The organism is Pseudoalteromonas sp. SiA1 (assembly GCF_018732205.1).
Classification (GTDB): domain Bacteria; phylum Pseudomonadota; class Gammaproteobacteria; order Enterobacterales; family Alteromonadaceae; genus Pseudoalteromonas; species Pseudoalteromonas tetraodonis.
Genome location: NZ_CP076084.1, coordinates 1,355,609 through 1,366,329, shown reverse-complemented (window position 1 = coordinate 1,366,329; position 10,721 = coordinate 1,355,609). Strand labels below are relative to the sequence as shown.

Sequence of the window (10,721 nt, the reverse complement as noted above, 5' to 3'; positions counted from 1 at the left end):
TACGATTACCTATGATTTTTTTTGATATTTTAGGCTAACAACATGCTCGCCTAAACGTTCATGTTCAATCGAAAAATTATTTTGCAAGCTCTCTAACAGCCCTGCCACATCACCCGCTTTAAAAACACCGGCCACTTTTATACGGGCTAACTCATCAGATGATAGTTCAAACCGCGTAGCGGTATAACGGCTAACTTCGTTTAAGGCATCAACCAGTTGCTCGCCATTAAATATCAACATGCCATTTTGCCAAGCTAAGTCACGCTGCACATCATCAACCGATAACTGTGTGATTGGTTTGGTAACGCTTTGTTCAATAATTGCTTTTTCACCGGAAATCACAATATTGGCATTAATTTGACGAATTTCATGATTGTTATTATCAGCTTGTTGATACGCTTTAAAATCATCAGCATTAACAGCAACGCTAGGATCGGTGATCATCACTTTACCCTCAGTAACAACCAGCTCGAGATCTGACGAAGTATTGCGCTGCACATTAAATACAGTACCGAGAGCGGTAAAGCTTTTATCACCGGCCATCACGCTGAATGGGCGTGATGCATCTTTAGCAACATTAAAACGGCCCTCGCCACGACTTAGTAACAATTGCCTACGGCCTTGGCTATAAGCGACTTCCAATGAGCTATTGGTATTAAGTTGTACAATTGTGCCATCTGGTAAAACATAGGTTGCTTGCTCGCCAACTTTTGTTTTATAAATTTTTGTATAATTTACCTTGGCTAAATTTTTGTTGAAATTGCTATCTATATTTAGCAATAAATAGCTGCACATCATTAATGCAGCAACAATACTTGCTGCCATGCCAAATACATACGCAGGCTTTGTTTTGCTATTAGCCGGTTGTTTATTTGGAAATAATACGCTGAGTTCGTTAAGTACACTCAGGTCATCCCAAAGCTGAGCTAATTCATACACCGCATTTTGATGAGCAGTACTTTGTAGCATCCACAGTTTAAATTGTTCTTGCTCTTCTTTTGTAAGGCCACGGTCAATAGCACTGATCCATTGCGATGCTTTTTCTAATATTAATTCTTTTGAGGTAAATTGATGGATGTTATTCATTTTGCTGCCCTCATTATGTCCGCACTTTGTTGGCAATGGTCGCTCTCATCGTGTGACTGTTCGCGCATATATAGCATGGTATTTAATAACCCTTTGGCAATGTGTTTTTCTACCGTACTTTGACTTAGCTGCATTTGCTGTGCGATCTCTTTTTGGCTCATTCCATAGACTTTTTTTAAAATAAAGCACTTTCTTACAACAGGACTTAATTGCTCAGTCGCCCGACAAAATAATAAAAAACGTTCTTTAGAGGTGTATTCGTCTTCTAATTGCATTGATTTAAGCAATTTGGGGAGTTCAGTTTCGTGATTTAAAGGGGTACTAAATTTATTATCCCATTTAGCTATATGATTAAGTGCTAGGTGTTTAGCTGTTTTTAACATGTAGCTACGGGTGTATTGAATATCTTGCTTTAATTCAGCTTCATAACTTTTAACAAAGGTTTCTTGAACAATATCATCAACATCGTCAGGCAACACAATTTTAGACACGAAGCGCCGCAGTTGCGTGGATATGTCTGAGAATGTACTGGCTAATTTAAGTCCTCGAGCCACGTGGGTAGTCCCTTGTTATTATTATTACCGTAAGATTACGAGTTTTAGGGCTAATTACAAGGAGTTTTGTTAATTATTGGTTATTTATTAGTTGCTAACATACATAGTGCAATGTAAACGTATTACCTTTTAAAACTTTTTTAATCATTATGCCTGTTTGGTAAATATTGAAAGTTAGCGCAATTTTAGTTGATTTGGCTTTTTATAATGAGGGCAAACAGATATTTAGCTTAATTTTATTGGCGTGTTGTGTAGTAATTTAGTAGTCGCAACGCTACTATTAACGGATAGGAGTTACATATGAATAATCAAAAATTATCAGATTTTGAGCTTTACTTTCAAATTGAGGAAAGTAATCGCGTCAATCTGTTTGCCGTGGATGATTCGGCTGTGCCAAAAAGCTTAGCTGAACTTGACGCTGATATTCCGCCTTTATTTAAACTTGCTAACGAAGTAAGCAGTTTAGAGCAAAGCGCCTTAGGCCCTTTGCGTAATTTAGGTGATATTGCCCAAGAACTAACTACTTTTTTACAAGCTCAGTCGCGCAAAATAGATTTGATCATGAGTCATATTTTAGCCTCTGAACAACCTGAAGATAACTCAATCTATTGCGACAGTTACGGCGGTGGCGGCATTAAGTTTACCAGTGAACATTTGTATACATTAGGGCAAAAGTTTCGTACTAAACTTTTTTTACAACACGAGGCCTCTGCGGTGTATTGTTATAGCGAAGTGGTTGCCATTGAAAAACAAGATAATGAGCACTACCAATATACTCTGTTATTTGTATCAATAAGAGACAGCGACCAAGAGCTGGTTGTAAGAGCCAGCTTACATGCGCAAACTCGCCAGCTTAAAAAGCGCCAGCAACTTGAAAAAGCCAAAGAGAGTACAAACGATAAAAGCTAGCGTTTATTTACTTCTCAAATCGCTTTAAAATTGTGAGCCAAACGCTCATTTAGAAGTGACTTAGCAGTAATTGAACTGCTAAACTAGCCCCATCTTTATTTGTATTAAAAATCCATGAACTTTAGACTTTTACCTGAATGGGCCGAGCAAGACGCTGTTATGCTTACATGGCCGCATAAAGACACAGATTGGGCTGATAATTTAGCCCGTGTAGAACCTGTATATATTGAGCTTGCTAAGCATATAACAACGCAGCAAAAGCTTGTTATTGTGGCGCATAATAGCGCCTTAAAAATGCATATTACAGCATTGCTAAATAGCGCTAACATCTCTTTGAATCGTGTTCATTTTGTAGTAACCCCTACCAATGATACGTGGGCTCGCGATCATGGCCCGCTTACTTGTAGCGCTATTGACTCACCCGAGCAACTAAAAGTATATGATTTTACTTTCAATGGTTGGGGCAATAAATTTGAAAGCGCATTAGATAATCAAATTAATCGTACTTTGGTAAAAGAGTTAAGTAGCAAAAAAAACCACTATCAAGCGCTCGATATGGTACTTGAAGGTGGCGGTATTGAAATAAACGAGCATGGTGTGTTGCTAACAACCAGCGAATGTTTGCTTAATAAAAACCGTAATCCAAATTTAAACCCAAGTGACATAGAAGCGCTTTTAAAAGCGCACTTGGGCGCAACAGATTTTTTATGGGTTGATCATGGCTATTTAGCAGGTGACGACACCGACAGCCACATTGATACCTTAGTGCGTTTTGCACCAAATAATACACTTGTGTATGTGCAATGTGACGATGAAAGCGATGAGCACTTCAGCGCGCTTAATGCCATGCAAAAGCAACTACAAAGCTTTAAAACTGCCGATCGCACCCCATATAAGCTAATTGAGTTGCCATGGCCAAAAGCCGTGTACGATGATGAAAACACGCGTTTACCCGCCACCTATGCAAATTACTTAATTATTAACAATGCGGTATTAGTGCCTACTTATAACGATGTAAACGACCAACGCGCGTTAGCACAGGTTCAAAAAGCATACCCAGATCACACAATTATTGGGGTAAATTGTTTACCTATTATTGAGCAATTTGGCAGTCTTCACTGCATTACAATGCAATTACCTCGTGGATTTTTAGCTGGAGCAGCACAATGACAAGCCCTGCAAATTTATCAGTTGCCTTAGTGCAACAAAGCAACAGTGACAACGCTGAACACAATATTGAAAAATCAATTGCTGGCATTCGCGATGCAGCCAGTCAAGGTGCACAACTTGTTGTGCTACAAGAGTTACACCGTAGTTTATACTTTTGCCAAACCGAAGATGTCGACGTCTTTGATTTAGCCGAAACAATACCTGGGCCGAGTAGTAATACGTTAGGTGAACTTGCTAAAGAGCTTGGTATCGTGATTGTCGCGTCTTTATTTGAAAAGCGCGCTACAGGCCTTTATCACAATACCGCAGTGGTGCTCGAAAAAGACGGCAGTATTGCCGGTAAATACCGTAAAATGCATATACCGGATGACCCTGGCTTTTATGAAAAGTTTTACTTTACTCCAGGCGACTTAGGCTTTGAGCCTATTCAAACCTCAGTGGGCAAACTTGGCGTACTGGTGTGTTGGGATCAGTGGTTTCCTGAAGCGGCGCGTTTAATGGCGATGGCAGGTGCCGAGCTTTTAATTTATCCAACGGCCATAGGCTGGGATCCACGCGATGATAAAGACGAGCAAACCCGTCAAAAAGATGCTTGGGTTATTAGCCAACGAGCCCATGCGGTAGCCAATGGCGTTCCGGTGATTAGCTGTAATCGTGTTGGTCTTGAGCGCGACCCGAGTGGACAAAGTGACGGCATTCAATTTTGGGGTAACTCGTTTATTGCAGGTCCCCAAGGCGAAATATTGGCAGAGGCCGATAATCAAAGTGAACAAATATTAATGGTTGAACTTGATCAAAAACGCAGCGAGAACGTAAGACGTATCTGGCCGTATTTACGCGACCGCAGAATTGATCATTATCAAGATTTAACAAAAATCTATCGCGACTAAATAATAGTATGGCTCTTAGCAGCTAAGAGCCTAATTTAATGGAGTAATTAATGGCGTTTGAGCAATGGGCAGCCTTGCCTTGGGTAAAATCTCAAAAAGATAAAATTCAATGGGGCGAGCTTTTAGGCAGTGGCTTGAGCATTGCCATTGCACAAGGTGTAAAACAACAAGATAACTTAGTGTTAATAGTTACGCCAGATACACCAAGTGCTTTGCGCCTTGAAACCGAATTAGAGTATTTGCTTCCTGATAATCCGGTAATGATATTTCCGGATTGGGAGACATTGCCTTATGATCATTTCTCTCCCCATCAAGATATTATTTCAGCGCGCTTAGCAACGCTTAATACCCTGAAAAACGAGCAACAAAGCGTGCTCATTATGCCTGTATCAACGCTGATGCTGCGCACGGCCCCAGCTTCGTTTATATACGGTTCAACGCTTAATTTTAAAGTGGGCGATAGATTAGACACCCACGCTTTGCGTGAAAACTTAGAGCAAGCGGGTTACATGCACGTGCAACAAGTTATGGAGCATGGCGAATATGCAATACGTGGCTCTATTGTTGATTTATATCCGATGGGCAGTAAACACCCATTTAGGCTCGATTTTTTTGATGACGAGCTTGATACCATTCGCTTATTTGATGTGGAAACACAACGCTCAGATGAAAAAGTAGAAAAAATTGAGTTACTTCCTGCCCATGAGTTCCCCACTAACGACACGGATATTGAACGCTTTAGAATAAACTACCGTGAAAAGTTTGGCGCAAGCGCAGAGCAAGACTCTGTCTATATGCAAGTTAGTAAAGGTAATTGGCCTGGAGGTATTGAATACTACATGCCATTATTTTTTGATGGCTTGGCGACTATTTTTGACTATTTGCCTGAATCAACAACCGTGATGCAGCTAGGCGATTTAGAACATGCGGCGGATAACTTTTGGCACGATGTTAATGTACGCTATGAAAACCGCCGTGTGGACCCCTTGCGCCCACTTTTACCGCCGGATGAATTGTATCAGCCAATCAATGAGCTATTTTCAAACCTGGGCAATTATGGCCGTATTCGTTTATCGCAAGCAAAATTGGGCACTAAAGCGGGCAATAAAAACCTTGCCGTTAATGAATTACCCAATGTCCGCATTGATCATAAACAACATGAACCTTACAACGCATTCATTAGCTATGTGGCAGAGCAAAAAAAGAAAAAAGGCCGAGTTGTCATTAGTGTTGAGTCGGATGGTCGACGTGAATCTTTACTGAGTATATTAAAACCCAGCGGCTTGAAATTTAAAGAATTTGATACTTTTGAGCAATTTACCAACAGCAGTAGTGACGTTGGTTTAATTGTAAGCCCACTTGAACAAAGTGTCGTGCTTAGCACAAAACCTAGCCTGAGCATTATTACTGAGCAAGAATTGCTTGGAATTAAAGTATCACAACGCAGACGACGTAAGCACAAGTATGAAGCAAGCCAAGATGCGCTAATTCGTAACTTAGCAGAGTTAAAAGAAGGCCAACCGGTTGTGCACCTTGACCATGGTGTTGGCCGTTATCAAGGACTGCAAACAATTGATGCTGCCGGTGTGGTTACTGAATTTGTAACCATTATTTATGCCGGTGAAGCAAAGCTCTATGTGCCGGTATCAGCGCTTCATATGCTTAGCCGTTACTCTGGCGGTGAAGAAGCCAGTGCCCCACTGCATAAGCTCGGCTCTGATGCGTGGGATAAGGCAAAAAAACGCGCCGCTGAAAAAGTACGCGATGTCGCTGCTGAATTGCTCGATATCTACGCTCAGCGCCAAGCAAAGCCGGGTAATAAATTTACGCTGGATGGCCAAGCTTATCGTCAATTTAGTGATAGCTTCCCGTTTGAAGAAACGGATGATCAACGTAACGCTATTGAAGCTGTACTGGGTGATATGCAATCAAAACAAGCCATGGATCGCTTAGTCTGTGGTGATGTAGGCTTTGGTAAAACCGAAGTAGCCATGCGTGCAGCGTTTGTTGCGGTTAACGATAATAAGCAAGTTGCTATTTTAGTCCCTACCACCCTACTTGCTCAACAACACTACGATAACTTTAAAGACCGCTTTGCTGATTTTCCAATTGAAGTGGGTGTATTGTCTCGGTTTAACTCGACCAAAGAGCAAAAAGAAACCCTTGAAAAGATGAGTAATGGCAAGCTTGATGTGGTTATTGGCACGCATAAACTAATTCAACAAGACATCAATTTTAAAGACTTAGGCCTGTTAATTGTTGATGAAGAACACCGATTTGGGGTGCGCCAAAAAGAAAAAATTAAAGCCCTGAGAGCTGATGTTGACATACTCACCCTGACCGCAACCCCTATCCCCCGTACTTTAAATATGGCCATGAGTGGTATGCGCGATTTATCTATTATTGCTACCCCACCGGCTAAACGCTTAGCTGTTAAAACTTTTGTGCGCCAACGCGACGAAGAGCTTATTCGCGAAGCGGTACTGCGTGAGATTAAACGCGGCGGCCAGGTGTACTTTTTACACAACAATGTAGAAACCATTGAGCGTGTTGCTCAAGAAATTAGCGAATGGGTGCCTGAGGCAACAGTTACCTCAGCCCACGGGCAAATGCGAGAGCAAGAGCTTGAGCAGATCATGACCGATTTTTATCACCAAAAATACAATGTACTGGTATGTACTACGATTATTGAAACCGGCATTGATGTACCCACAGCAAATACCATTATTATGGACAGAGCCGATAAACTCGGTCTTGCTCAGCTGCATCAATTACGCGGACGTGTTGGTAGAAGTCATCACCAAGCCTATGCTTATTTACTCACAGGTAACCCTAAAGCGCTCTCTAAAGATGCGAAAAAGCGTTTAGATGCCATTGCCTCATTAGAAGATTTAGGCGCAGGCTTTGCCTTAGCAACCCACGATTTAGAAATTCGTGGTGCCGGTGAGCTATTAGGAGACGATCAATCTGGACAAATGCAAACCATTGGCTTTAATTTATACATGGAAATGCTTGAACAGGCTGTTAACGCGCTTAAAAATGGTCAAGAGCCAACCCTTGAAAATCTATTACAAAAACAAACCGAAGTTGATTTAAAGCTACCTGCCTTGTTACCTGATGATTATATTCATGATGTTAACGCGCGTTTAGGTATGTACAAGCGTGTAGCAAGTTGTGCTAACCTTGCTGATATTGATGAACTGCAAGTAGAATTGATAGATCGCTTTGGTTTATTACCCGATGCAGCTAAAAACCTATTTAGCTTACAACAACTAAAAATGCAGGCGAGCAATTTGGGCATAACCAAAATAGAAGCTAACCCGAAAGGAGGCTACTTTGAGTTTAGTCAAAATACCAAGGTTAATCCTAGCTTCATTATTGGTTTGATACAAAGTGCGCCACACATTTATAAAATGGATGGCGCAAATAAATTACGCTTTGCCATTAGCGAGGCGAATGCCCGTGAACGCTTAAAAATGATCACTGCTATGATTGCAGATTTCGAAAAAAAGGTTAGCCATTAATGTTGCTGAAAAAATCGCTGGTTATTTTATGCTGCTTATTTAGCAGTACTGCATTTGCAGAGCGCTGGTTTGAAGTAGAGGTGTTAATATTTAAACAGCACCCTGCTCCTTACTTACAGGAAGACTTTAGCTTAAAGCATGACGCCATTGAAGATAAAAACACCTTAGATTTATTGGCCTCTGCTTATAAAAACCAAGCAATGGACGCGTGTATAAACGGTGACCCACGCTTTCAAACACGTACATTTGCTGACACTTTGGTTAATTCAAACCCACAGTCTGCAGCGTGTAACGACAGCATTGATTATGTAAAAAGTTACGATGTGCTGCCAGTAACCCCTCAAGCACCAGTACAAGATACGATGGAGCAAACTTACCTGCTCGCTCCTGAACAACTGCAGTTTGAACAACAACGCCAAGCTTTAGACCGCAAAGGACTCACCCCTATACTACATACCGGCTGGCGGTTTGAAGGCGCAAGTAAATCACGCTCCCCTAGTATGCACTTATTTGCAGGCAACCAATTAAAAAACAATATGAACACCGGTTTTAGTTACGCCAATTCCGACTTTATTAGCTTACTTGATACTCCTGAGCCATTGTTTAATGAAGCACAGTCTCCGACCATGAAATGGGAGTTAGATGGCTTATTGAAAATACATTTACGCCATTATTTATACATTAATGCGGATTTCGATATTAGTGAAAAGCAAGATAATGGTGAGCTAGAATCAGCCCGTTTTTCACAATTTAGACGCGTTTTCAGCGAAGATATTCATTACTTTGATCATCCTCGTATGGGTATGATTGTACAAATTCGAAAATTTAACCATTAACAGTAGGAAAATAATAATGAAGAAGCTCCTAATAATTGCTGCAGCACTGAGTCTTGCTGCTTGTTCAAAAGTAAGCATGGAAAATTACGAAAAAATTAAAATTGGTATGGACAAAACAGAAGTTGAAGCACTTTTAGGCAGTGCTGATAACTGTGTAGAAAAAACATTACATACTAGCTGTACTTGGGGTGATGACGCTAAAAACATCGAAATTACCCTGGTATCAGACAAAGTAACGCTTTACAGCAAAAAAGGGCTAACGGATAAATAAGGACAACAAAGGAATAACGTATGTTATTCCTCTTTTTTTGCATCGCTGGTGTAAATAAGCTCTATGTTGACTATTTTACTGCGGTTTAAAGTGATTTTGTAACGCTGATAGAGCGTTTTATCCGGTTCGGTTAGAACCAATACCATGTTTAACTGATAGCGCCTTTCTACTCCCTGTTTAGAAATTTTATTGTTTTCTAAATGATAGAGCTTCCCTTCCCCTTTTTTTAAATAACGTGCAAACGGCGCGAGATTAAATTGCAGCGTTTGCTGCAAGCTATCGTAGCCTGGCAAAAATTCTTTAGCACTTACCCGAGTTTCACTAGCAAAATGCAGCCATTGCGCCGCCTGTTTGTTTTGCTGACGACGCTTAGAAAAAATTTTCCTCACTTCTTTGGGGATTTTTTTAAACCGGGTGTACTCTAACCAAATAAACTGACTCGCCACTTTATCTTTTGTGATACTGTTTTTAAAAATAAAGCGCCATTTTGGCCGCCCTCGCACAATAGCACGCCAAATAATACGGGTAATATCTTCTTTAAATATTTCTCTCAGCCCGTAAATAACCCCTAAAATTAGAATTAATGAAGCGGTTATTTCAGTAAAGGTAGAACGCGCATTGAGAATTACCACCATCACAAAAGCCATTATAACAGCTGTTACAGAGCCTTTTACCAACCGCTTTAAATAGCTATTAAGATAGCGTGTTTGGCGCTGTAAAATCACTCCATGCTCTATTAAACGCTGGAGTAAACGCATCTTATTAGTAATTCTGTTGGCGTCTTTAAGTGTTGAATCAGAATTATATTGCTGCTCTGCTCGATACTCACTCTCTGACTTACAAAAGTTTAATAAGTCGTTTCGTTCTTTAGCGTGATCGCTACTACGCGGGCCTTCATCAAGTAGCTTTAAAAAAGTTTGTTCAATTTGCCAGCTTAGGTAGTTATCAGCATTAGTATAAAACGGGATCAGCTTTTCGTTATCTGGGGTGTAACGTCTGAGTTTTCTAAGTAGGCTTTGGCTTTGTTCACAGAGCTCCATGGCTCGTTGATAAAACTCATCGCTTTCTTGAATTTTTAACGCATCTTTAATATCGGCATCAATTGCCAGACGCACTTGATAACAATATAAATTTAAATTTTGTCGGTAATCTTGCTGCTCACCTTTGTTTTTACTCACAAAGCGGCTTCGTACCAATGGAAGATGAATGTTATTCGCGTTATAGGCTACAAAAGATTTAAATTGGTTATTAAAGTAAGACTCTTCGCTGAGTGTTTGCGCGTTAATACCCATTTCGTTTGGGATAGAAAAATAAAGATCGAGACGCTGCTCTGCACGCGGTGATAGTTGCGGTTCAATAACAAACGATAAATTTTCGTCTTGCTTTAACAATGATGCCTCCTTCGGTTATCTACCTGAGTTTACGTGCCTCTTTAATTTTGTTCAACAAAAAAGGCCTAGTAAAAACTAGGCCTTTTAGTA

9 protein-coding genes are annotated in these 10,721 nt (G+C 40.5%); 6 read left to right on the top strand and 3 right to left on the bottom strand.

The features are described 5' to 3' along the window. Window positions 1-9: 9 nt before the first annotated feature. Both KK487_RS06370 and KK487_RS06365 read right to left on the bottom strand, forming a co-directional pair. Window positions 10-1,086, bottom strand: a complete 1,077-nt coding sequence (locus tag KK487_RS06370; protein WP_024601386.1) for a FecR family protein — start codon at window positions 1,084-1,086, stop codon at window positions 10-12. Further along, window positions 1,083-1,640 (bottom strand): RNA polymerase sigma factor, encoded by a 558-nt coding sequence (locus tag KK487_RS06365; protein ID WP_013464680.1) that lies wholly within the window; start codon window positions 1,638-1,640, stop codon window positions 1,083-1,085. The genes KK487_RS06370 and KK487_RS06365 overlap by 4 nt, the downstream gene beginning before the upstream one ends. A gap of 300 nt (window positions 1,641-1,940) precedes the next feature. Between KK487_RS06365 and KK487_RS06360 the strand changes: the two genes are divergently transcribed. The 6 genes from KK487_RS06360 to KK487_RS06335 all read left to right on the top strand — a co-directional run bounded on the left by KK487_RS06360 (window position 1,941) and on the right by KK487_RS06335 (window position 9,240). Further along, window positions 1,941-2,549 carry a PilZ domain-containing protein gene (locus tag KK487_RS06360; RefSeq protein WP_013464679.1) on the top strand — a complete coding sequence of 203 codons (609 nt, stop codon included), beginning with the start codon at window positions 1,941-1,943 and terminating at the stop codon, window positions 2,547-2,549. A gap of 114 nt (window positions 2,550-2,663) precedes the next feature. Further along, complete coding sequence (locus KK487_RS06355) at window positions 2,664-3,719, top strand: agmatine deiminase family protein (protein WP_090492934.1); 1,056 nt, start codon at window positions 2,664-2,666, stop codon at window positions 3,717-3,719. After that, window positions 3,716-4,609, top strand: coding sequence for a carbon-nitrogen hydrolase (locus KK487_RS06350; RefSeq protein WP_013464677.1), 894 nt, complete (start codon window positions 3,716-3,718; stop codon window positions 4,607-4,609). The genes KK487_RS06355 and KK487_RS06350 overlap by 4 nt, the downstream gene beginning before the upstream one ends. Window positions 4,610-4,659: 50 nt before the next feature. Then, window positions 4,660-8,133: a transcription-repair coupling factor gene (mfd, locus tag KK487_RS06345; RefSeq protein ID WP_013464676.1), complete on the top strand. Its 3,474-nt coding sequence runs from the start codon at window positions 4,660-4,662 to the stop codon at window positions 8,131-8,133. Then, window positions 8,133-8,969 (top strand): peptidoglycan binding protein CsiV, encoded by an 837-nt coding sequence (locus KK487_RS06340; RefSeq protein WP_033102694.1) that lies wholly within the window; start codon window positions 8,133-8,135, stop codon window positions 8,967-8,969. The genes mfd and KK487_RS06340 overlap by 1 nt, the downstream gene beginning before the upstream one ends. A gap of 16 nt (window positions 8,970-8,985) precedes the next feature. Next, window positions 8,986-9,240: a hypothetical protein gene (locus tag KK487_RS06335; protein WP_013464674.1), complete on the top strand. Its 255-nt coding sequence runs from the start codon at window positions 8,986-8,988 to the stop codon at window positions 9,238-9,240. A 23-nt stretch (window positions 9,241-9,263) separates the two neighbouring features. On the opposite strand, the gene KK487_RS06330 is transcribed toward KK487_RS06335, so the two are convergent. Continuing rightward, entirely contained in the window at window positions 9,264-10,631 is a 1,368-nt protein-coding gene (locus KK487_RS06330) for a hypothetical protein (protein ID WP_013464673.1), read from the bottom strand. Between the last annotated feature and the right edge of the window lie 90 nt (window positions 10,632-10,721).

Bases quoted from the DNA above. Each gene is read 5' to 3' on its own strand.
- KK487_RS06370 (WP_024601386.1), bottom strand. From the start codon at position 1,086: ATGAATAACATCCATCAATTTACCTCAAAAGAATTAATATTAGAAAAA.
- KK487_RS06360 (WP_013464679.1), top strand. From the start codon at position 1,941: ATGAATAATCAAAAATTATCAGATTTTGAGCTTTACTTTCAAATTGAG.
- KK487_RS06355 (WP_090492934.1), top strand. From the start codon at position 2,664: ATGAACTTTAGACTTTTACCTGAATGGGCCGAGCAAGACGCTGTTATG.
- KK487_RS06350 (WP_013464677.1), top strand. From the start codon at position 3,716: ATGACAAGCCCTGCAAATTTATCAGTTGCCTTAGTGCAACAAAGCAAC.
- mfd (WP_013464676.1), top strand. From the start codon at position 4,660: ATGGCGTTTGAGCAATGGGCAGCCTTGCCTTGGGTAAAATCTCAAAAA.
- KK487_RS06340 (WP_033102694.1), top strand. From the start codon at position 8,133: ATGTTGCTGAAAAAATCGCTGGTTATTTTATGCTGCTTATTTAGCAGT.
- KK487_RS06335 (WP_013464674.1), top strand. From the start codon at position 8,986: ATGAAGAAGCTCCTAATAATTGCTGCAGCACTGAGTCTTGCTGCTTGT.